The following is a 23870-nucleotide window of genomic DNA, read 5'->3' as shown; positions in this document are numbered from 1 at the left end:
CTCCTCAACGGGTGACTGCGGAGGGACGGGATCCGTTGCCGGCGGCGGCCACGGGGGACGGCGCCGCCGGTGCGTCGTACGTGTAGAAGCCGCGGCCGGTCTTGCGGCCGTGGAGGCCCGCGTCGGTCATCTGCTTCAGCAGCGGGCAGGGGCGGTACTTGCTGTCGGCGAAGTGCTCGTGGAGCACCTCGATGCTGTAGAGGATGGTGTCGACGCCGATCAGGTCGGCGGTCTGGAGCGGGCCCATCGGGTGGCCGAAGCAACTGCGGAAGACCTCGTCGACGGTCTCGGCGTCGGCGACGCCCTCGTGGACCAGGAACGCGGCCTCGTTGACGGTGAGCATCAGCACCCGGTTGGAGACGAACCCGCAGGCGTCGTTGACCTGGATCGCCTTCTTGCCCATGGAGGTGAGCAGGGCGCGGACCCGTTCCAGCGCCTCGGGGGAGGTGTGGTGGCCGGGGATCAGTTCCACGGCCGGTTTCATCGGCACCGGGTTCATGAAGTGCACGCCGACGAACTGGCGTGGGCGGCGGGTGAGCGACGCCAGGCGGGTGATCGGGATGGCCGAGGTGTTGGCGACGAACACCGCGTCCGCCCGCACCACCTGGTCCAGCTCCAGGTAGAGCGCGCGCTTGAGCTCCCAGTTCTCGGTGATGTTCTCGATCACCGTCTCCGCGTCGGCGAGCGGGGCCAGGTCGGTGCCGGCGGTGATCCGGGCCAGTACGGCGTCCGGGTCGAGGTCGGGGCCGCCGAGCAGCCGGCTCGTCCGGCAGTTGAGTTCGATCGTGGACAGCGCCTTGGTCACCGCGTCGGGGTCGTTGTCGACCAGGACGACGTCGTGGCCGGCTTGGGCCAGGTTCTGCGCGACGCCGGCGCCCATCACGCCCGCGCCGACGACTCCTGTCAGGGTCACCCGGGATTCCTTCCGTTGATCACTGCACAGAAACTGCGGACCGTCGGGTTCTCCAGGAGCACCGCGACGGGAAAGCCTCCGAACCGGCCGCGGACCTTGGCCATCATCCGGACGGCGGTCAGGGAGTGGCCGCCGAGGTCGAAGAAGCTGTCGTGCACGCCGACGCCGTCGACGCCGAGGATGTCGCCCCAGATCTCGGCGAGCGCCGCCTCCTGGGGCGTGGCCGGCGGCTCGTAGCCGGTCATCAGCTCCGGCCGCGGGTGGCGGGTCCGGGTGGCGCCGGGTTCCCGGTCCGGGCCGGCGCCCGGTGCCGTCCACTGGTCCAGGCGGCTTCGCAGCGAGCCGGTGGAGACCACCACCTGGCGGACCCGGCCGGTCAGCGCGAGGCAGCGCTGGAGCACCTCGAAGCCCTCGTCGGCGTCGTAGTGGAAGTCCTTCATGGTCGCGCCGAGGTCGCCGTGCGGGTCCTGGCCGAGGTTCCAGGTGTCGAAGTCGACCGGCAGCCACCGGCCGCTCGCGCGGGCGTGGGCGTCCATCGCCGCGTTGGCCGCGGCGTAGGCGCCGTAGCCGACCCCGCCGAGGACCGCGGCGAGCGAGGAGACGGCGATCCGCAGCGGCGCCTCGTCGGCGCCGAGGAGTTCGTCGAGGACCCGCAGGCCGCCGGCCTTGGAACGGAAGTGCAGGTCGCACACGTCGTCGGTGAGCGAGGGGGCGAACCCGAAGTAGCGCGCCCCTTGCGTGCCCGCGGCGTGGATTACCACGTCGATCGTCCCGAAGCGTTCCCGTGCCGCCGTGAGGGCTTCGGCCACGGCCGTCCGGTCGGCGATGTCCGCCGCCACGGTCAGCACCTCGGCGCCGAGGGCGCGCAGCCGGCGTACCGCCGCGATCGCCGCCGCCGCGCGCCGGTCGTGGTCCGGGGCGTCCCAGGCCGCCTCGGGTGGCACGGGGGTACGGCCGAGGAGCACCAACGAGCAGGCGCGGCGGGCCAGTCGCTCGGCGAGAGCGGTGCCGACGGTGCCGAGGCCGCCGGTGATCAGCACCGTCGAGCCGGGGCGGATCACCGGGCGGCCGGGCGGGGAGGCGGGCGGGCGGATCGGGTCGAAGCCGCGTACCCAGCGGTCGGCGCCGCGCAGCGCCACCGGTTCGGCGCCCTCGCCGAGGACGGCCTCGCGCAGCAGGTCGGCGCCGCGGGTGGCGGCGGTGGTGTCGGCCAGGCGGCAGGTCAGGTCGCCGAACTCCTGGCCGAGCACGGGGCGCAGCCCCACCAGCGTGGCCTGCTCGGGGTGGCGCAGGTCGCCGCCGGTCGCCTCAACGGCGCCGGAGGTGCACAGCAGCAGCGTGACGGGGCCGGGGCGGGGGTCCTCGGCCAGCGCCCCGGCGAGGGCGCGCACCGAGTGGAAGCCCTCCCGCAGCGCGCCGGCGTCGTCGGTCTCCCGGCCGGGCAGCAGCGCGTGCACCACGGTACGGGGCCGGGGCCCGGCCGCCAGCACCTCGGCGTAGCCGCGGTCACCGCTGGTGAGGCGGACCACCTCGGCCCCGGCGCGGGCCAGCGTCGCGGCGGCCTCGGCGCCCGGTCCGGCGTCGGCCAGCACCCACCAGGGGCCGTGCCGGCGCAGCGTGGCCGGGTCGGGGTCGCCGAGCAGCGGCACGCAGCGCCAGGTGGGGTGGGAGAACCAGTCGGCCAGCTCCGGCAGGCGTCCGGTGGCGGCCTCCCGCACCGGGGCGGGCGCGGTCGGGGCGTCGGCGCGGTCGATGAAGTAGCGGCGCCGCTCGAACGGGTAGGTGGGCAGCGGCACCCGGCGCCGCGGCCCGTCGTGCAGCGCCGAGAAGTCGACGTCGTCGCCCGCCAGCCATCGTTCGGCGGCCTCGGCGGGCCCGCCCGGGGTGACCCGCCGCCCGGACAGCGCCACCGGTCCGGTGACGGGGAGCGCGTCCGGATCGGCGAGCGCCTTGACCGCCTCGGCGAGGTCGGCGCAGACCACGGCGGTCCGGTGGGCGAACCCGGCGCGGCTTCGCTGCACGGTGTGGGCGACGTCGCACAGCTCCGGCGCGTCCGGTCCGCTCAGCCGGGCGTGCAGCCGCCGTACCGACTCCTTCAGGGCGGTCGGGGTACGCGCCGAGAGCACCAGCAGGTGCGGGCCGGGGGCCTCGGCGCGCGGCGGGGGCTGCGGGGCCTCCTGGAGCACCACGTGCGCGTTGGTGCCGCCGGCTCCGAACGAGCTGACGCAGGCGCGGCGGGGGCGGGGTCCGGGCGGCCACGGCCGGTCCTCGGTGAGGACGGTGAACCGGGCGGTGTCCAGCGCCCGGTTGGGCCGCCGGAAGCCCCGGGTGGCGGGGAGCACCCGGTGGTGGAGCGCCAGGACGGCCTTGATGAGCCCGGCGACGCCGGAGGCCCGGTCCAGGTGGCCGATGTCGGGCTTGAGCGAGGAGAGCACCCGGGGACGCTCGGGCGTGCCGGGGAACGCCCGGTCCAGCGCGGCCAGTTCGATGGCGTCGCCGAGCCGGGTGCCGGTGGCGTGGCATTCGACGTACCCCACGTCACCGGGGTCGACGTCGGCGACGGCGAGCGCGTACGTCATCACGGCGCTCTGGCCGTCGACGCCCGGGGCCCCGTAACCGGCGCGCCCCGCCCCGTCGTTGTTGACCGCGCTGCCCAGGAGGACCGCCCAGACGTGGTCGCCGTCGCGCTCCGCGTCGGCCAGGCGCTTGAGCGCCACCACGCCGACGCCGTTGCCGACGACGGTGCCGGCCGCGTCGGCGTCGAAGCTGCGTACGGTGCCGTCCGGGGAGACGATCGAGCCGTCCTCGAAGGGGTAGCCGACGGGCAGCGGGTCGGCGATGGCCGCCCCGCCGGCCAGGGCCACGTCGCAGTCGTAGGTGAGCAGGGCCTGCGCCGCGAGGTGGACGGCGACCAGCGAGGTCGAGCAGTTGGTCTGCACGCCCAGCACCGGCCCGGTCAGCCCCAGTTTGTAGGCGACCATCGTGCACAGCGCGTCGGCGGTGGTGCCCGTGCCGTACTGCTCCATGGTGATGGTGGCCATCACCTCGGGGCGGGTGAGCACGTGCCGCAGGCCGTAGGTGCTGGGGGCGACGCCGCCGAAGACGCCGACCTTGCCGGGGACCGCGGTGGGCCGGTATCCGGCGCCCTCCAGCGCTTCCCAGGCGCACTCCAGGAACATCCGGTGCTGCGGATCGGTGACCTCCGCCTCGCGCGGGCTGTAGCCGAAGAACGCGGCGTCGAACAGGTCGGTGTCCGCGAGCGGGGCTCCCTTGCGCACGTACGCCGGGTCGGCCCGTACGGCGGCGGGCACCTTGGCGGCGGCCAGTTCCTCGTGGGTGATCTCCCGGATGCCGCCGACGCCCGCGGTGAGGTTGCGCCAGAACGCGGTCACGTCGCCCGCGCCGGGGAAGCGGCCGGCCATGCCCACGACGGCCAGCTGCGACTCGGTGTCCTCGCTCATGCCCGCTCCCCCTCCCGGGCCCGGCCCCGGCGCAGCACGCGGCGGCGCTGCTCGCCGCGGGCCCGTTCGTCGTCGCCGTCCGCCGTCCCGGCCGGCTGCGCCTCCCCGTCGGCCACGGCGCCGGCGGCGGCCAGGAACCGGGCCAGCGAGGCGACGGTCGGCGCCTCGTACAGCACGTGCGGGGCGAGGTCCTCGACCCCGAGCCGGCGGCGGACGCGGGCCATGACCTCCATGCCGATCAGCGAACTGCCGCCCAGGTCGAAGAAGTTGTCGTCGGCGCCGACGTTCTCCACGCCGAGCAGATCGGACCAGACCTCCGCGATCGCCCGCTGGGTGGGTCCGGCCGGGAGCACGTAGGGGGTGACCAGGTCGGGCCGTGGATGGCGGCCGCCCTCCAGCCTGGCGACACGGGCGCCGCCGACCGCGTCCACGGTGAAGTCGCGGCTGATCCGCACGTACTGCGCGAAGTCCTGGGTGTTGACCACGACGTACGGCTCGTCCTGGGTCAGCGCCCGCAGCAGCGCGCGCCAGCCCTCGTCGAAGCCGATGCCGAAGCGGGCCCGGTTCTCCCGGAAGAAGGCCCGCACCTCGGCGTCGTAGCCGGCCAGGCCGGCCTCCCAGGCGTTCCACGTCCACTCGCCCCAGCCGATCGCCACCGTGCGCCGCCCGCCGGGACCCTGGTCGGCGGCGCACGCGTACGCGTCGAGGAAGGCGTTGGCGGCGCTGTAGTCGACCTGGCCGGGTCCGCCGCCGGTCGCCGAGGTGATGGAGGAGAACAGGCACAGGAAGTCCAGCGGCACCTCCCGCAGCGCCGCCTCCAGCGCCAGGGTGCCGTCGATCTTGGGTGCCATGACCTTGCGCATGTCGCCGGTGGTCTTGAACTGCATCAGCCCGATGCCGGGCAGCCCGGCCGCGTGGAGCACGCCGTGCAGGGCGCCCCAGCGTTCGATCCCGGCCCGGACCGCGCGGTGGGCGTCGGCCTCGTCGGCGACGTCGCCGGTGACCACGGCGACCTGCGCGCCCCGTTCCTCCAGGCGCAGCACGCCGGTGAGCCGGCGGCGGACCTCGTCCCCGGCGGCGGGGTCGGCCAGGATCTCCGGCCACAGCTCGCGTGGTGGCAGTCCGGTGCGTCCGAAGAGCACCAGCCGGGCCCGGCATTCGGCCGCCAGCCGTTCGGCCATGGCCAGCCCGATGCCGCCCAGCCCGCCGGTCACCAGGTAGACGCCGCCCTCCCGCAACGGGGTGGCCGGGTGTCCCTCGGCGAGCGGCACGGGCTCGTAACCGGGCAGCCAGCGGCGGCCGTTGCGCAGCGCCACCACCGGCTCGTCGCCGTTGGCCCCCAGTTCGGCGGCGATCAGCCCGGCCAGCCGCCCGGCGTCCCCGGCGGGGGGTTCGACGTCGATGAGCCGGCAGACCACGCCCGGGTATTCCAGCGGGATGCCGCGTACCGGTCCGGAGACGGTGGCCAGTTCGGGGCGGACGGTCTCGGTGCCGGTGACCGGCCGGGTGCCGGTGGTGACCACGTCCAGCGACCACTTGAGCAGGCCGACGTCGTTGGCGGCGGTGGCCAGCGCGATCAGGGTGTCGTTGCCGTGTTCCAGGGCGGTGGCCAGGCCGCCGGTGGCCGGTGCCGACAGCGTCCACAGGTGCACGGCCCGCTCCGGCAGGCCGCCGTCGCCGCGCAACGTCCGCAGCAGTTCGCGCAGTTGGGCGGCGTCGCCGGGGTGCACGGTGTACTCGTCGTCTGCGACGCGTCGTGGTCCGTCGGCGTCGGCGTCGGGGCGGACGCGTACGACGCTGCCGCCCGCCTCGGTAAGCCGGCGGGCCAGTGGCGCGGCCAGTTCGTCGGCGGGGCCGTGGTCGGTGAAGAGCAGCCAGCGGGCCGTCGGGGTGGGGTGGCCGGGGGTGGCGGTGCGCCGCCAGACCGGCGCGTGCAGCCATTCCTCCTCGGGCAGCCTCGGCAGCGACGGCATGCGCGGGTCGCCGTCGCCGTCGCCGCCGGCCGCCGCGACGGCTGGGGTGGCGGCGGGTGCCTCCAGCCAGTGGTCGCGGCGCTGGAACGGGTAGGTGGGCAGCGGGATCCGGCGTGGCGCGCGGTCGGCGTGGTGGGCGGCCCAGTCGACGTCGGCGCCGGCCAGCCACAGCCGGGCCAGCGCGTCGGCCAGCGCGGCGTCGCCGGGGCGGGGGTCGGACGCCGCGGGCAGCGTCGGCACGATCAGCGGCCAGCGGTCCCGGGGGCAGCCGGGGTGGGCGCGGACCATGGCGCCGAGCGACTGCCCGGGGCCCAGCTCGACCAGCGCCGGGTCCGGGTCGGCGAGCAGCGCCTCGACGGCCTCGGCGAACCGGACGGTGGAGCACAGGTGCCGCGCCCAGTAGCCAGGGTCGGTGACCAGCTCGGCGGTGGCCGGGCCGCCGGTGACGTCGGAGAGGTAGGCGCGCTCGGGTGGCCGCGGACGGACGTTGGCCCGCACCCACGCGGTCAGCTCGTCCGCGGCCGGCGCCATCATGCGGGTGTGGAACGCGTGCGTGGTCGCCAGCCGGCGCACCGGCACGCCCGCCTCGGTCAGCCGGGCCGCCCACGCCTCGACGGCTTCCGGCGTACCGCCGAGCACGGTCTGCTCGGGGCCGTTGAGCACGGCCACGTCGAGCCCGTGCGCGGCCGGGTCGCCGAAGCGGTCCGTCAGCGCGGCCGGGGTCAGCGGCACGGCGGCCATCGCCCCGGTCGGCAGCCGGGAGATCAGCCGGGCCCGGTACGCGACCAGCCGCAGCGCCTCCGGCAGCGTGAGGACCCCGGCCAGGCAGGCGGCCACGTACTCGCCGAGGCTGTAGCCGGCCATGGTGACCGGTTCCAGCCCCCACGACATCAGCAGCCGGGCGAGCGCGTACTGGGCCACGAACATGGCCGGCTGGGCCAGTTCGGTACGGGCGAGTTCCCGCGCGGCGGGGTCGGCGTCCGGTTCGGCGCGGCCGAGCAGGGCCGCGAGCCCTCCGTCGCCGGCCGGCCGGCGGGCCGAGGTGAGCAGGGGCAGCGCGGCGGCGGCCGGGTCGTCCCGCAGCAGCGCGGCGCACTCGTCGACCACGGTTCGGAAGACCGGTTCGCGCTCGTACAGGTCGGCGATCATGCCGGGGTACTGCTCTCCGACGCCGGCGAAGAGGAAGGCCACCGGGCGGCCGACCATGGTGTCGGCGCGGCGCAGCGGGCCAGGCACCGGGTCGTCGGCGGCGCCGAGCGCGGCGGGCGCGTCGGTGACCAGGGCGCGGCGGTGCTCGAACCGTTCGCGGCCGGCCTGGAGGGTGAACGCCACGTCGCGCGGCCTCAGTCCGTTCTCGCGGCGCAGGTGTTCGCGCAGGTTGCGCACGGCCTGGTCGGCGGCGGCCTCGGTGCGTGCGGAGACCGGCAGCACCTCGTAGCGCCGGGCGGGGCCTGGGCCGTCGTCGGCGGCGGGCGGCGGTTCGGGGGCCTCCTGGAGGACGACGTGCACGTTGGTGCCGCCCATGCCGAGGGAGTTGACCCCGGCGATGCGCGGTCGGCCTTCGGGCGGCTGCCAGGGCCGCAGTTCGGTGTTGACGAAGAACGGGGAGGCGGCGAAGTCGATGTCGGGGCTGGGTTCGGTGTAGTTGAGGCTGGGCGGGATCTGCCGGTGCCGCAGGGAGAGCACGGTCTTGATCAGTCCGGTGGCGCCGGCGGCGGCCCCCAGGTGGCCGATGTTGGTCTTCACCGAGCCGATCGGGCAGTACCCGCGGCGTTCGGTGGGGCCGAACGCCTTGGTCAGCGCGGCGATTTCGATGGGGTCGCCGAGCGGGGTGGCGGTGCCGTGCGCCTCGACGTATGAGACGTCCTCGGCGGTGACCCCGGCCGCCGCCATGGCCTGGGCGACCACGGTGGCCTGGCCGACGACGCTCGGCGCGGTGTAGCCGACCTTGAGGGCGCCGTCGTTGTTGACCGCCGAGCCGCGGATCACCGCGAGCACCGTGTCGCCGTCGGCGCGGGCCGCGGAGAGCCGCTTGAGCAGCACCACTCCGGCGCCGTCGCCGAAGAGCGTGCCGCCGGCCCGGGCGTCGAAGGCGCGGACCTTGCCGTCCGGTGACTCCATACCGCCGGGCGTGTACTGGTGGCCGACCCGGTCCGGCACGTGGATGCCCACGCCGCCGGCCAGGGCCAGCTCGCACTCGCCCGCCCGCAGGCTCTGGCAGGCCAGGTGGACGCCGACCAGGGCGGTGGAGCAGAACGTCTGCACCGACAGGCTGGGCCCGGTCAGGCCCAGCTTGTACGACACCCCGGTGGCCAGCGAGTCCTTGTCGTTGCCGATGACCGAGGAGTAGACGTCGGCCTCCCCGGCGCCGGTCACCGTCGCGGCGTGGCGCATCAGGTACGTGCTGAGGTTGGTGCCGCCGAAGACCCCGACCCGGCCGCGTCCGTCGCGGGCGCCGTAGCCGCCGCGTTCCAGCGCCTCCCAGCAGCACTCCAGGAACAGCCGGTGCTGGGGGTCGGTGATGGCCGCGTCGCGGGGGCTGTAGCCGAAGAACTCGGCGTCGAAGGAGCGGATGTCGTCGAGCACCGGGCGGGCCGGTACGTAGTCGGGGTCGTGGACGCGCTCCGCGGGGACGCCGGAGGCGAGCAGTTCCTCCTCGGTGAAGCGGGTGACGGATTCCACGCCGCCGCTGAGGTTGGCCCAGAACGCGTCGGTGTCGGCCGCCCCGGGGAAGCGTCCGGCCACGCCGATGACCGCGATCGGATCGTCGTCGGTGGCCGCCGCGCGGGGCGGGGCCGGCACGGGCGGGGTGGCGGGTTCGGCGGACGGTTGGCCGAGCAGGCGGGCCATGGCGTGGACGGTGGGGGCTTCGAAGAGGGTGACCGGGGAGACGGCCACGCCGAAGGCGGCGCGGATACGCTTGACCAGTTGGAGCGCCATCAGTGAAGTGCCGCCCAGGTCGGCGAAGTTGTCGCGGGCGCCGACCCGGTCCAGGCCCAGGAGTTCGCCCCACAGCTCGGCCAGGCGCCGTTCGTGGTCGCCCTTGGGAGGTACGTAGGGCTGGGCCAGTTCGGGGCGGGGGAAGCGGGTGGTGCCGGCCGCGGGGGCGGGTGCCGGGCGGCGCCGGTCGACCCAGCGGGCCAGCCGGGCGGGCAGGTCACCGGCGCAGACCAGGGTGCGTGGCAGCGGCCGGGCGAGCACCGCGTCGAGCGCGTCGAGCGCTTCCCGTTCGGTGAGCGAGTACTGGGCCAGGCTCGCGCCGAGCGCCTGGTCGCCCACGGCGGCGGCGGTCGTCGCCCAGGTGTCCCAGTCGACGGCGAGCCGGCGGGTGGGGCCGTCGTGCGGGGCGTTGGCCCAGGCGTCCAGCACCGCGTTGGCCGCCGCGTAACCGGCGAAGGCGAGTCCGCCGAGGACCGACGACATCGAGGAGAAGAACACGCAGAACCGGGCCGGGTGGACGGCGAGCGCGGCGTCGAGGGCGCGGGCACCGCCGGCCTTGGCGGACAGGTGGGCGTCCCGCTGCTCGGGGCCGAGGTCGGACAGGGCGGCGAAGTGACGCGGGTCGGTGACGGCCGCCAGGTGGAACACCCCGTCGAGGCGGCCGTGCCGTTCCCGTACCCCGGCCAGCACGGTGGTCAGCGCCTCGGTGTCGGTCACGTCGACGGCGACGACCTCCACGCGGACGCCGCGTCCGCGCAGCGCCCGTACCCCTTCGATCCGGGCGCGCAGCGCGGTGGTGGTGGCGGGGTCGGCGAGCAGGGCGGGCCAGTCGGCCTCGTCGGGCAGGCCGGTGCGGCCGGCGAGCACCACGTGGACGCCCAACGCCCCGAGGTGTCCGGCGAGCAGCAGGCCGACCGGGCCGAGGCCGCCGGTGACCAGGCAGACGTCACCGGGGCCGAGGCGGACGGGCTCGGGGGTGCCGGCCTCGGTGACGGGGACGTACCCCTGGGTGAGGCGTACCCCGTCGCGCAGCGCCACCACGTGGTCGGGCACGTCGGCGGCGAGTTCGGCGAGGACGGCGCCGGCCAGGGCGTCCGGGTCGGGGGCGGAGACGTCGAGGGTGCGCACCGCGAGCGTGTCGTACTCCTGGGGGGCGACGAGCGCCGGGCCGAAGACGGCCGCGCGTTCGGGGACGACGCGGTCGCCGGGGAGCACGGCGCGGGCGTCCTCGGTCACCACGAGGACGTCGGCGGTGACCCCGGCGTCGCCCAACGCGGCGGTCAGCGCGCGCAGTTCGTCGAAGGCGCCGTCGCCGCTCCCGGCCAGGTGCACCACCGCGCCCGGGGCCGGGGCGTGTTCGAGCAGCGCGCGGTAGTCCTCCCCGGGGCGGGTGACCGTGGTCGCGCGGCCGTCGGCGGCCAGCCGGGCGGTGAGCGCCGTGACGGCCGGTCCGTCCTCGGCGGCGATCCACACCGGCCCGTCGGGGAGGCGTCCGCCGGCCGGCAGCGGGGCGGGGCTCCAGGCGGGGGCGAACAGCTCCGGGCCCGTGGTGTCGGCGGCCGGGCCCCCGGTGGTGACGGGGGCGGTACGGGCGGGGTCGGCGTCGATCCAGTAGCTCTGCCGTTGGAACGGGTAGTCCGGCGCCGTGGTGCGCCGCACGTCGCGGTCGCGCCGATAGGCGTCCCAGTCGACGGTGGCGCCGGTCAGCCACGCCTGGGCGACGGTGCGGGCGAGTACGGCGGTGCCGCTCGCCGGGTCGCCCTGCGCGGGCAGCGTCGGCAGCAGGAGCGGCCATTGCGGGCGCGGGCAGTCCGGGTGGTTGCGCGCCATCGCGCCCAGTGACTGTCCGGCGCCCAGTTCGATCAGCAGGTCCTCGCCGGTGAGCACCTCGCCGAGCATGTCGGCGAAGCGCACGGTGGAGCACATGTGGTCGCTCCAGTACGCCGGGTCGGCGAGCTGCCGTTCGGTGATCACCTTGCCGGTGACGTTCGACAGGTACGGGATGCGGGGCGGGCGCGGTTCCAGGTTGGCCCGCGCCCACGCGGTCAGTTCCGGCGCCGCCGGACGCAGCGTGGCGGAGTGGAAGGCGTGCGTGGTGCGCAGCTCCCGGCAGGGCACGTCGAGGGCGGCCAGCCGGGAGACGGTCCGCTCGACGGCGTCGGCCGGTCCGGACAGGACGGTGAAGCGGGGTCCGTTGACGGCGGCGACGTCGATCCCGGCGGCGCTCAACGGGCCCAGTTTGTCGGTGAGTTCGCCGACGGACAGGCCAACGGCGGTCATCACGCCGCCGGGCAGCCGGGCGATGAGCCGCGCGCGGGTGGCGACCAGGCCGGTGGCCTCGGCCGGGGTGAGGCTGCCGGACAGGCAGGCGGCGGCGAACTCGCCGACGCTGTAGCCGAGCAGGACGCGTGGCCGCAGCCCCCAGGACAGCAGCAGCCGGCCGAGGGCGTAGTCGAGCGCGAACACGGCCGGTTGCGCGATCTCGGTGGCGTCCTCGGCGGCGCGTTCCGGCGCCGGCGCCCCGCCGCGTCCCATCAGCCGGGCCAGGTCGGGGCCGCCGGACTCCCGCTCACCGAGCAGGAGTTCCTGGACCGGGTTCCGCCCGAGGTGGGCGGTGAACAGCTCGCCGCACTCGTCGAGCGCCTCGGCGAAGACGGGTTCCTCGGCGTGGATCTCGGCGGCCATCCCTCGGTAGTGCTCGCCGACACCGGCCAGCAGGAAGCCGACGGGGCGGTCGTCGCGGGTCTCGGCGCGGCCGAGCACCCGGTGGTCGCGGTCGTCGCCGAGGGCGCGTCCGGCGTCGGCGACGGAGTCCACCACGGTGGCCCGGCGGTGGCCGAAGAGGGCCCGGCCGGACTGGAGGGTGTGCGCCACATCGGCGAGCGTCCGGTCGTCGGGCGCGGCGGTGAGGGCGGCGCGCAGGCGCCCGGTGTAGGCGTCGGCGGCCGGTTCGGAGCGCGCCGACCAGACCATGACCTGGTGGCGGCGCGCAGGGAGCGGTCCGGCGGCGCGGGGCCGTGGTGCCTCCTCGACGATCACGTGGGCGTTGGTGCCGCCGATGCCGAAGGCGCTGACCCCGGCGCGGCGTGGCCGTTCGCCGCGTGGCCACGGGCGTTCCTCGCCGACCACGGTGATCCGCTCGCCGGAGGCGGCCAGTTGGGGGTTGGCCCGTTCGTGGTGGAGGGTGGCCGGGATGCGTTCGTGGTGCAGGGCGAGGGCGGTCTTGATCAGTCCGGTGACCCCGGCGGCGCGGTCGAGGTGGCCGAGGTTGGTCTTGACCGAGCCGATGCCGAGGCCGGTCACCTCGGGCACGTCGTAGACCCGCTGGATGGCGGCGATCTCGACGGCGTCGCCGAGCCGGGTGCCGGTGCCGTGCGCCTCGATGTAGTCGACGTCGGCCGGGCCGAGTCCGGCGGCGGCCAGCGCCTCGGCCATGACGCCGGCCTGGCCGCGTACCCCGGGTGCGGTGAAGCCGGCCTTGTCGGCGCCGTCGTTGCCGACCGCCCAGCCGCGGATCACGGCGTAGATCCGGTCGCCGTCGGCGAGGGCGTCCTCCAGCCGCCGCAGCGCGACCACGCCGACACCGCTGCCGACCGGGGTGCCCCGCGCGGCGGCGTCGAACGCCCGGCAGGTGCCGTCCGGCGAGGTCATGCCGGCTTCCTGGTGGAGGTAGCCGACCTCGTGCGGGACGTTGACCGACACCCCGCCGGCCAGCATCAGGTCGGCCTCGCCGCCGGCCAGGGCGGAGCACGCGGCGCAGACGGCGACCAGCGAGGTCGAGCAGTAGCTCTGCACGCTGAACGCGGGGCCGGTCAGGTCCAGGGCGTAGGCGACCCGGGTGGCCAGCGAGTCCTTGTCGTTGGCGAGGCCGACCTGCACCTCGCCGAAGGTGTCGGCCAGTTCGGGGCGGGTGAACAGGTTGTTGGTGAGGTAGGAGCTGAGCGCGGCGCCGGCCACCACGCCGATGCTCCCGTCGAAGCGGCCGGGGTCGACGGCCGCGTCCTCCAGCGCGTACCAGGCGTTCTCCAGGAACAGGCGTTGCTGCGGGTCGAGCACGGCGGCTTCGGAGGGCGGGTAGCCGAAGAAGCCGGCGTCGAAGCGGTCGATGCCGGTGAGCACGGAGCCGGCGCGTACGTAGGCGGGGTCGGCCAGGAGGTCCTCGGGGACGCCTGCGGCGCGTAGTCGGGCCTCGGTGAAGCGGGTGATGGTGTCGCGTCCGGCGGTGAGGTTGCGCCACAGGGCACGGACGCCCGAGGCGCCGGGGAAGCGGCCGGCCATGCCGACGAGGGCGATGTCGGTGCCGGCCTCGTCCTGCGGGGCGTCGTCGAGGGGCTGGTTCATCGGGCGTTCCTCCTGCGCTTGCTGGTCGAGGCGCCGGCCCGGGCTCGTCGGCGTCGGCCTCGGCCGGTGGCGTCGTCGGGGGCGGGCCGCCGGCCGGCCGGGGCGGGGTCGTCGCCGCCCGAGCCGTCGAGCAGCGTGGCGAGGTCGGCGATGGTGGGGTGTTCGAAGAGGGCGGCGGCGGGCAGTTCGGTGCCGGATTCGGCGCCGATGCGGGCGACGACGGCGAGGCCCACCAGTGACGTGCCGCCGAGTTCGAAGAACGGGTCGTGGACGCCGACGCCGTCGATGCCGAGGAGTTCCTCCCAGATCCGGGCCACCCGCCGCTCGGTGTCGGTGCGTGGCGGGCGGTGGGCGACCCGCAGGTCCGGCCGGGGGAAGCGGCGTTCGGGCGGGACGGCCGGGGCGGCGGCGCCGGGGTCGGCCGGTGCGCGCACGGTGGCCACGAAGTCGGGCAGCGGCTGGTTGAGCACGTAGATGTGCGGCGGTCCGGCGGCGAGGACGCTGCCGAGCGCGTCCAGCCCTTCCTCGTCGGTGAGGCCGTACTCGTCGCGGTGGCGGCGGGCCCGCTCCAGCGCGCCGGGGGCGGTCGCGTACGCCTGGGCCTGCCAGCGGTCGCGCTGCCAGGGGCCCCAGCCGACGGAGACCACGCGGGCCGCCGCCCGGCCGTCCTCGGCCTGGGCGAAGGCGTCGAGGAAGGCGTTGGCGGCGCCGTAGTCGCCCTCGCCGTGGCCGCCGACCGCGGTGACCAACGATGAGTAGAGCACGAGCAGTTCGGGCGGCTGGGCGCGGAGCGCGCGGGCGAGGCCCACGGTTCCGTGGATCTTGGGGGCGAGGACGCACAGCGCCTGCTCGCGGGTCCTGGTCTGGAGCAGGCCGCCGCCCGGTACGCCGGCCGCGTGGATCACCGCGTACGGCGGGCCGAGACGCGTCCGGACCTCGTCCAGCGCGCGGGCGGCCTGGGCGGGGTCGCCGATGTCGGCGCGTACGGTGAGCACGTCGGCGCCGGCGGCCCGCAGTTCCCTGACGGCCAGCAGGATCTCGCTGGTGCGGTCGGTGGCGGGGTGGCCGTCGATCCACCAGTCCCACAGTTCCTCGGCGGGGAGTTCGGAGCGGGCGATGAGGGCGAGTTTGGCGCCGGTGGGGGCGAGCCGGCGGGCGAGCGCCAGGCCGAGGCCGCCGGTGCCGCCGGTGATGGCGTACACCGCGCCGGGGCGCCAGACCACCTCGTCACGGACGCCCGGCAGCCGGACCTCGTCCGTCCCCGGCAGCCAGCGGCGGCCGCGGCGCCAGGCGCTGAGCAGCCCGGCGACGCCGTCGGGGCCGGCCGGGGTGTCGAGGGCGAACTCCCGGCGCAGTTGGGCGGCGCGGGTCGCGGGCGCCTCGGCGGGGTCGAGGTCGACGCAGCGGACCCGCAGCCTCGGGTACTCCACCACCACCGAGCGGCACAGGCCGGTGACGGCCGCCGCGAACGGCTCGACGCCTTCCCCGCCGAGCACGTCGTACGCGCCGGTCAGCGCGACCACCAGGTCGACGTGGCGCTGTGGCCAGAGCCGGCCGAGCGCCTGCACCAGCGCCAGCACGCTCAACACCCCGCCGTCGCACGCCGCGTCGGTGTCGTCGCCGGGGGCGGGCACCTGGTGGACGATACGCAGCGGTCCCTCGGCGGGGGCGTGGGCGAGCAGCAGGTCGGTGTAGTGCCCGGCGGTGCCGCCGCGCGGCAGCACGGTGCCGCCGAGGTGGCCGGCCGGCTCCTCGTCGCCGAAGACCACCGCCGCCGCGTCGTCCGGTGCCGTGGCGACGGCCACGGTGTCGTGCCGGCGCCAGGTCGGGGCGAGGAACCGCACCCCCCGCTCGCCGCCGCTCTCCGGTGCCGGGGCGGGACGGGCCCGCCGGGCGGCCGGCATCGGCCAGTAGCGGGCGCGTTGGAACGGGTAGCCGGGCAGCCGGGTGACGGTACGCGGCACGGGGTGGGCGGCGTCGAAGTCGACCGGGGCGCCGGCCTCCCACAGCCGGCCGAGCGCCGTCAGCCAGCTGCGGCGGTCCACCGGTCCGCCGTCGGACGGCAGCACGGTCACCGCGTCCTGTTCGGAGCCGGTGGTGACGACCACGCTGGCGTGGCGGGCGCACTCGGCCGCCGCCTCGGCGTACCGCGCGGTGCGGTCGCCGCCCGACCAGTAGCCCGGATCGCGGGCCTGGCGGGGGGTGAGCACGGCACCGGTGACCGGGGAGACCAGGGTGATCCGCGGTTCGGCCGGGGGCGCCACCGGTGCCGTCGGGTCGGCGGCCAGCGCCATGGCGTCGGCCGTGGAGAACACCCCGGCCAGGCAGGCCGCCACCAACTCGCCGACGCCGTGGCCGAGGAGGACCACGGGGGCCAGGCCGTACGTCTCCAGCAGCCGGGCGAACGCGTACCGGGACGCGAAGCCGGGGTGGGCGGCGCACTCGTCGTAGGCGGCGCGGTAGGCCGGTTCGGTCTCGTGGAGCCGGGTGAACGCCTCCGGCGGGGTGTCGGCGAGGACGAGGCCGACGCGGTGGGGCCGGGTGTCGGCGGTGGTCGCGGTGGCCGGGTCGAGGTCGCGCAGGGCGGTCGCGGCGTCGGCGGCGTCGGCCACGACCAGCGCCTTGCGCAGCGGGAACGCGGTGCGCCCGGTCTGGAGTCCGTGGGCGAGGTCGGCCGGTGGCAGGGCGCACGCGGCGAGCGAGGCGGCCAGCGCGCCGAGCGCCGGGGCGCCGACCGCGGACAGCGGCAGCAGGTGCGGCCCGGCGGGCGGCTCGGGGGCCGCCGCCGGTTCGGGTGCCTGCTCGACCACGAGGTGGATGTTGGTGCCGGACCAGCCGAACGAGCTGACCCCGGCCCTGCGTCGCGCCCCGGTGTCCGGGAACGGCGCTCCGCCGCCGGTGAGCGGGCGGACCGGACCGTCCAGCGCCACCAGGGAGTTGGGGGTGGTCAGGTGCAGGTTGCCGGGGAGCCGTCCGGTGCGCAGCGCCAGCACGGTCTTGACGAGTCCGGCCATGCCGGCGGCGGTCAGCAGGTGTCCGACGTTGGTCTTGACGGCGCCGACGAGCAGCGGCGACGTCGCGGGGCGGTCGCCGAACACCTCGGTGAGGGCGCCGATCTCGATGGCGTCCCCGAGGCTGGTGCCGGAGCCGTGCGCCTCCACGAAGCCGATGTCGGCGGGGGTCAGCCCGGCGTCGTCGAGCGCCTGGCGGACGACGGCGACCTGGGCGTGCTTGTTGGGCGCGGTGAGGCCGTTGCTGTGTCCGTCCTGGTTCATCGCCGTGCCGCGGACGACCGCGTGGACGGCCCGGTGCCGCCGGTCCGCGTCGTCGGCGCGCTGGAGGACGACGGCGCCGCCGCCCTCGCCCATGACGAAGCCGTCGGCGGCGGCGTCGAAGGTCTTGGTGCGTCCGTCGGCGGCGAGCATGCTCATCTTGCACGCCTGGACGAAGGCCCCCGGGTCGGTCAGCGCGGAGGCGGCGACCACCACGGCGGTCTCGCACTCGCCGCGCCGCAGGCTCTGCACGGCCAGGTGGACGGCGGTCAGCGCGGAGGAGCAGGCGGTGTCCACGGTCAGGCAGGGGCCGCGCAGGTCCAGGTGGTAGGCGATGCGTCCGGCGGCGGCGCTGGCGGACAGGCCGAGCCCGAAGTTGGGGTCGTCCAGGGCCGCCGGTCCTTCGGCGTCGATCTGGCGGTTCCCGTACTGCTGCGAGTCGCTCAGGCCCAGGAAGACGCCGGTGCGGCTGCCGCGCAGCCGGTCGGCCGGGAGGCCGGCGTCCTCCAGCGCCTCCCAGACCAGTTCCAGCGCGAGCCGGTGCTGCGGGTCCAGGCGCATCGCCTCCTGCGGGGAGTGGCCGAAGAACTCCGCGTCCCAGCCGGCGATGTCGCGCACGAGCGCGGCCTTGCGGGTGTACGCCTTGCCGGGCGCGCCGCGCCGGGGGTCGTAGAAGGCGTCCATCTCCCAGCGTTCGGACGGCACGTCGGTGGCCGCGTCGGCCCCGTCGAGCAGGTTGCGCCAGAACAGTGCGGGTGAGTCCGCGCCGCCGGGGAACCGGCAGCTCATGCCGATCACGGCCACGGGTGCCCCGGTGTCGGCCGGGCGCGTCGGGTACCCGGCCGGGGCGGGCTCCGGCAACTCGCCGGTCAGGTCGGCGTGGAGTTCGCGCGCGAGGGCCAGCGGGGTGGGGTGGTCGAAGACGAGGGTGGCCGGCAGGGTCAGTCCGGTGGCCCGGGAGAGCCGGTTGCGCAGTTCGACCCCGGTGAGCGAGTCGAAGCCCAGCTCGGTGAAGGGGCGGCCGACGTCGAGTGCGGAGGCGTCGGGGTGGCCGAGGGTCCGCGCGGTGTGTCCGGCGACGAGGTCGGTGATGTGCCGGGCCCGGTCGGCGAGGGGCAGCCCGGCGAGTGTGCGGCGCAGTTCGTCGGCGGTGCCGGCGGTGAGGCCGTCGTCGGCGGTGGCCCGGTGTACGGCGTCCGGGCGCAACGCCGAGAGCAGCGGCGGGAGTTGGGCGGTTCGGGGCAGGTCCAGTTTGACCGGCACGGCCAGCGGCCGGTTGTGGCGGAGTGCCGCGTCCCACAGGGCGGTGCCCTCGTCGGCGGTGATCGCGCCGACGCCCAGGCGGGCCAGCCGGGCGCGGTCGGTGTCGGCCATGGTGCCGGTCATGCCGCCGTCCTGTTCCCACAGGCCCCAGGCGAGCGAGATGCCGGGCAGTCCGGCGGCGCGGCGGCGGAGCACGATGGCGTCCACGGCGGCGTTGGCCGCGGCGTAGTTGCCCTGGCCGGCGCCGCCGAGGACGCCGGTGGCCGAGGAGTAGACGGCGAACAGGCCGAGGTCGAGGGGGCGGGAGAGTTCGTCGAGGTGACGGAGGGCGTCGGCCTTGACGGCCAGCACCCGGTCCAGCCGTTCGGGGGTGAGCGCGGTGATCACGCCGTCGTCGAGGAGGCCGGCGGTGTGCACGATGCCGCCGACGCGCCGCCCGGTGAGCAGCGCGGCGACCGCGTCCCGGTCGGTGACGTCGCACGCCAGCACCTCGACGGTGGCGCCGGCGGCGCGCAGTTCGGCGGCGAGCCGGTCGGCGCCGGGCGCGTCGGGGCCCCGGCGGGAGACGAGGACCAGGTGGCGGGCGCCGCCGGCGGCGAGGTGGCGGGCGAGCCGGGCGCCGAGGTCGCCGGTGCCGCCGGTGATCACCACCGCCGCCTCCGGGTCCGTCGGCGGGTCCACGGTGAGCACGATCTTGCCGGTGTGCCCGGCGCGGCCCATGAACCGGAACGCCTCGGGGGCGTCGCGTACGTCGAAGACGGTGGCCGGCAGCGGCGTGAGCGCACCGCGCTGGAACAACTCCATCAGCTCGGCGAAGATCCCGGCGAGCCGGTCGAACCCGGGGTCGAGCAGGTCGTACGAGCGGTACTCGACGTCGGTGCGGACGGCGGCGACCTGCTCGGGGCGGCGGATGTCCGTCTTGCCCATCTCCAGGAACCGGCCGCCGGGGGCGAGCACCCGCAGCGACGCGTCGACGAAGTCTCCGGCGAGCGAGTTGAGCACCACGTCCATGCCGTGGAACGCGGACGCGAAGTCCAGGGTGCGCGAGGAGGCGATGCGCTCGGCCGGCACGCCGAGCGCGCGGACCGCCGGCCACTTCGCGGGGCTCGCGGTGGCCCACACCTCGGCGCCGAAGTGGTGCGCCAGTTGCACCGCGGCCATGCCCACCCCGCCCGCGGCGGCGTGCACCAGCAGCTTCTCCCCCGCCTCCAGCCGGGTCAGGCCGCGCAGTCCGTAGTAGGCGGTCAGGAAGACCACCGGGACCGTGGCGGCCTGCACGTAGCTCCAGCCGTCCGGGATACGGGCCAGCCCGCGCCGGTCGGCGACGACCACCGGGCCGAAGGCCCCCGGGCACAGGCCGAACACCCGGTCGCCGGGGGCGAGGTCGTCGACCCCGGGGCCCACGTCGAGGACGACACCGGCCGCCTCGCCGCCGAGTCTGCCGACGTCACCGCCGACCATGCCCAGACCCACCACGACGTCACGGAAGTTGAGGCCGGCGGCGCGGACCGCGATACGCACGTGGCCCGGCGGCGTCGGGCCGTCCGCCTCGTCGCCCGGCATCCACGCCAGGTCGTCCACGGTGCCGCCGGAGCGCATCGCGATGCGCAGCGGGGCGGTCAACTCGACCGGGTGGATCGGCAGTTGTCCGGTCATCCGGGTCAGGCGGCCGGCGTGGACGGTGTCGCCGCGCATCGCGAGCTGGGGTTCGCCGGTGGCCGCCAGCGCGGCGAGGCGGTCCTCGGACAGTTCGGTGTCGGTGTCGGTGTCCACCGCGGTGATCCGGCCCGGGTGTTCCAGTTGCGCGCTGCGGATCAGGCCCCAGGCGGCGGCCTGGGCGGGGACGGCGTCCTCGCCGGGGCGGACGGAGACGGCGTGGCGGGTGACGACGGTCAGCGGGGTGTCGTCGGTCCGGGCCAGCCAGGCGTGGAGTCCGGCGAGGGTGGCGGCGGTGACCTCGCGGATGTCCTCGCCGTCCGGGACGCGCAGCACGCTCACCGCCGTCCGGTCGGCGGCCGGGGCCGGGGCGCACGGCGTCCACTCCAGGGTGTAGAGGTCGTCGGCGCGCGGCCGGGGGTCCAGCGCCCCGGCCGGCAGCGGACGCAGCGTCAGCGCGGCGACGGTCAGCACCGGCGAGCCGGCCGCGTCGGTGACGAGCAGCCGCACGCCACCGCCGTCCGCCGGGGTGACCCGGATCCGTACCCGGACCGCGCCGACGGCGTGCAGCCGGACCCCGGCCCAGGCGAACGGCAGCAGCGGGCCGTCGCCGCCGTCGAGCAGGTCGCCGAAGGCGGCGGCGTGCAGGCAGGCGTCGAGCAGCGCGGGGTGGATCCCGTACGCCCCGGCGTCGTCCCGCTGCGGTTCGGGCAGTTCGGCCTCGGCCAGGATCTCGCCGTCGCCGCGCCAGACGGTGCGCAGCCCTTGGAAGGCGGGGCCGTACGCCAGTCCGTGGGCGGCCAGCTCCGGGTACGCGTCCTCGGCGGTGGCCGTCACCGGCCCGGAGGGCGGCCAGGCGCCGGCCGGTTGGGATGTGGCGGGGGTGTCGGGGACTTCGGGGGCGAGGACGCCGGTGGCGTGGGCGGTCCACTCGGCGTCGTCGCGCAGGCGGGCGTAGACGGTGACCGGGCGCCGTCCTCCTTCGTCCGGCGGGTCGAGCACGACGCGCACCGGCACCACGGCCTCCACCGGCAGCGGTGCCTGGACGACCAGTTCGTCCAGCACGGGGCAGCCGGCCTGGTCCCCGGCGCGGATCACCATCTCGACCAGGGCGGCCCCGGGCAGCAGCACCCGGCCGGAGACACGGTGGTCGTCGAGCCACGGCTGCGCGGCGGTGGAGAGCCGTCCGCTGACCAGCGTCGCGCCGCCGCCGGGGACGTCGAGTACGGCGTCGAGCAGCGGATGGCCGACCACGCCGAGGCCGAGCGCGGCGGCGTCGGCCGAGCCGCCGGAGGAACGGGTCGCCCAGTAGCGTTGCCGCTGGAAGGCGTAGGTCGGCAGATCGGGCACCGGGTCGCCGGGCAGGAACGGGGCGAGGTCCACCGGGACGCCGGCGACGTGCAGGTGGGCCAGGGAGCGCAGGAAGCGCGGCAGTCCGCCGTCGTCGCGCCGGAGCGTTCCGGTGACCACGGGGACCGCGCCCGCCGAGGCGGCGGTGTCCTCGATGGCGCCGGTCAGCACGGGATGCGGGCTGACCTCGACGAAGCCGGTGAAGCCGCCGTCCAGCAGCCGCCGGGTGACCCGTTCGAAGTCGACCGGCTCACGCAGGTTGCGGAACCAATAGGCGGCGTCCAGGGCCGCCCCGTCGAGGAGGTCGCCGGTGGTCGCGGAGTAGAAGGCGATCTCGCCGTCGCGCGGGCGGATCCCGGCGAGTTCGGCCAGCAGCTCGTCCTCGACCGCGTCGACGTGCGCACAGTGGGAGGCGTAGTCGACCGGTACGCGCCGCGCCCTGACACCCTCGTCCTGACATACCGTCAGAAACACGGTGAGCGCGTCCTCGTCGCCGGAAACCACCGTGGCGGAAGGGCCGTTGACGGTGGCGACGCCGATCCGCCCGCCGTACGGCGCGAGGCGCGCGGCGACCTCCGCGGCCGGCAGCGCCACCGAGACCATGCCGCCCTTGCCGGAGATCCCCACCAGCAGGCGGCTGCGGACCGCGACGACCCGGGCGGCGTCCCCCAGGCTGAGCGCGCCGGCCACGCAGGCGGCGGCGATCTCGCCCTGGGAGTGGCCGGTGACCGCGTGCGGCACCACACCCGCCGAGCGCCACAGCGCGGCGAGCGCGACCATCACCGAGAAGAGCACCGGCTGCACCACGTCGACCCGCGTCAACTCCCCGGCACCGGCCGCCGCGTCGTCGAGCACGTCGAGGGGGCGCCGGTCCAGGTAGGGCGCGAGAGCGTCGTCGCATTCGGCGAGCCGGGCACGGAACACCTCGGAGGACTCGGCGAGGGCGAGCGCCATCCCGGCCCACTGCGAGCCCTGCCCGGGGAAGACGAAGACCGAGCGGCCGGTGGTGGCCGCCGCCTCCCCGGCCACCACCGCCGGGTGCTCCTCGCCCGCGGCGACGGCGGCCAGCCCGGCGAGCAGTTCGTCCCGGCCGGCCCCGAGCACGACCGCCCGGTGGGCCAGCGGCGTCCGGTGCGCGACGAGCGCGGCCCCGACCCCGGCCGGCCGGACACCGGGGCGCCCGGTGACGTATCCGGCCAGCCGGTCCGCCTGGGCCCGCAGCGCCGCGGCGGAGTGGCCCGACACCGCCCAGGGCACCACACCGACGGTTTCTTCGGGGGGTTCCGCGGCGGTCTCGTCGGGGGTTTCGGCGGCGGGCGGCTCCTCCAGGATGACGTGGGCGTTGGTGCCGGAGATACCGAACGACGACACGGCCGCCCGGCGGGCCCGCCCGGTGTGCGGCCACGGCCGGGCCGCGGTCACCAGCTCCACGGCGCCCGTGGACCAGTCCACCTGGGACGACGGGGTGCCCACGTGCAAGGTGGGCGGCACGGTCCCGGCCGCCATCGCCTGCACCATCTTGATCACCCCGGCCACCCCGGCCGCCGCCTGGGTGTGGCCGATGTTGGACTTGACCGACCCCAGCAGCAGCGGCCGGTCCGCCGGACGGTCCCGCCCGTAGGTGGCCAGCAGCGCCTGCGCCTCGATCGGATCACCCAGCCGCGTCCCCGTCCCGTGCGCCTCCACCACGTCCACGTCGGCGGGGGCCAACTCGCCCTGGGCGAGCGCCTGTCGGATCAGGCGCTGCTGCGACGGGCCGCTGGGCGCGGTGAGCCCGTTGGAGGCGCCGTCCTGGTTGACGGCGGAGGCGCGGAGCACGGCGAGCACCGGGTGCCCGTTGCGCCGGGCGTCCGAGAGGCGTTCGAGCAGCAGCAGACCGACGCCCTCGGACCAGCCGGTGCCGTCGGCGTCGTCCGAGAACGACTTGCACCGCCCGTCCGGCGACAGCCCGCGCTGACGGCTGAAGTCCACGAACGTGGTGGGCGTGGCCATCACCGTCACCCCGCCCGCCAGGGCCAGCGAGCACTCACCACCGCGCAGCGCCTGAGCCGCCAGGTGCAAGGTGACCAGCGACGACGAGCACGCCGTGTCCACCGAGACGGCCGGCCCCTCCAGACCCAGCACGTAGGAGATGCGCCCGGAGGCGATGCTGCCCGCGCTGCCGCTGCCCTGGTAGCCGTCGAGCGCCGCGAGGTCCACGGCGGCCCAGGCCGAGTAGTCGTGGTACATGATGCCGGTGAAGACACCGGTGCGGCTGCCGCGCAACCGGTCGGCCCGGATCCCCGCGCGTTCGAACGTCTCCCAGGCCACCTCCAGCAGCAGCCGTTGCTGCGGGTCCATGGCCTGCGCCTCACGCGGGTTGATGCCGAAGAGCCCGGCGTCGAACCGGTCGGCATCGGTCAGGAAACCGCCGTGCCGGGTGTACGACCGGCCGGCCGCCTCCGGGTCGGGGTCGTACAGCTCCGCGAGGTTCCAGCCCCGGTTGCCGGGGAACTCGGAGACCGCGTCGACACCGTCGGCGACCAGGCGCCACAGATCCTCGGGGGACGACACGCCGCCCGGGTAGCGGCACGCCATGGCGACGATCGCGATCGGCTCGGAGCCCTTGCGTTCCAGGTCGCGCACCTGGAGCCGGGTGCGGTGGAGTTCACCGCTGAGCCGGGTCAGGTAGTCGCGCAGTTTCCCGTTCTCGTCCACTGGT

Annotated in this window: 4 protein-coding genes; all 4 read right to left on the bottom strand. The window is 76.1% G+C overall.

Annotation, left to right across the window (positions count from 1 at the left end; translation table 11 throughout):
* Nucleotides 1-4: 4 nt before the first annotated feature.
* The 4 genes from SCATT_RS34150 to SCATT_RS34135 are packed head-to-tail and all read right to left on the bottom strand — an operon-like array spanning nt 5 to nt 23866.
* The gene (locus tag SCATT_RS34150; protein ID WP_014150765.1) at nt 5-913 is read right to left on the bottom strand and encodes a 3-hydroxyacyl-CoA dehydrogenase family protein; all 909 of its coding nucleotides are present in this window, start codon (nt 911-913) and stop codon (nt 5-7) included.
* Nucleotides 910-4374 (bottom strand): SDR family NAD(P)-dependent oxidoreductase, encoded by a 3465-nt coding sequence (locus SCATT_RS34145; protein ID WP_014150766.1) that lies wholly within the window; start codon nt 4372-4374, stop codon nt 910-912. The genes SCATT_RS34150 and SCATT_RS34145 overlap by 4 nt, the downstream gene beginning before the upstream one ends.
* On the bottom strand, nt 4371-13628 hold the full coding sequence (locus SCATT_RS34140) for a type I polyketide synthase (RefSeq protein ID WP_014150767.1): 9258 nt from the start codon (nt 13626-13628) through the stop codon (nt 4371-4373). Before SCATT_RS34140 ends, SCATT_RS34145 begins: the two co-directional genes overlap by 4 nt.
* A complete protein-coding gene (locus SCATT_RS34135; protein WP_014150768.1) occupies nt 13625-23866 on the bottom strand; it encodes a type I polyketide synthase in 10242 nt (3413 codons plus the stop codon). The genes SCATT_RS34140 and SCATT_RS34135 overlap by 4 nt, the downstream gene beginning before the upstream one ends.
* Between the last annotated feature and the right edge of the window lie 4 nt (nt 23867-23870).

The organism is Streptantibioticus cattleyicolor NRRL 8057 = DSM 46488 (assembly GCF_000240165.1).
Lineage (GTDB): Bacteria > Actinomycetota > Actinomycetes > Streptomycetales > Streptomycetaceae > Streptantibioticus > Streptantibioticus cattleyicolor.
This window is presented reverse-complemented; position numbering and strand designations above follow the sequence as displayed.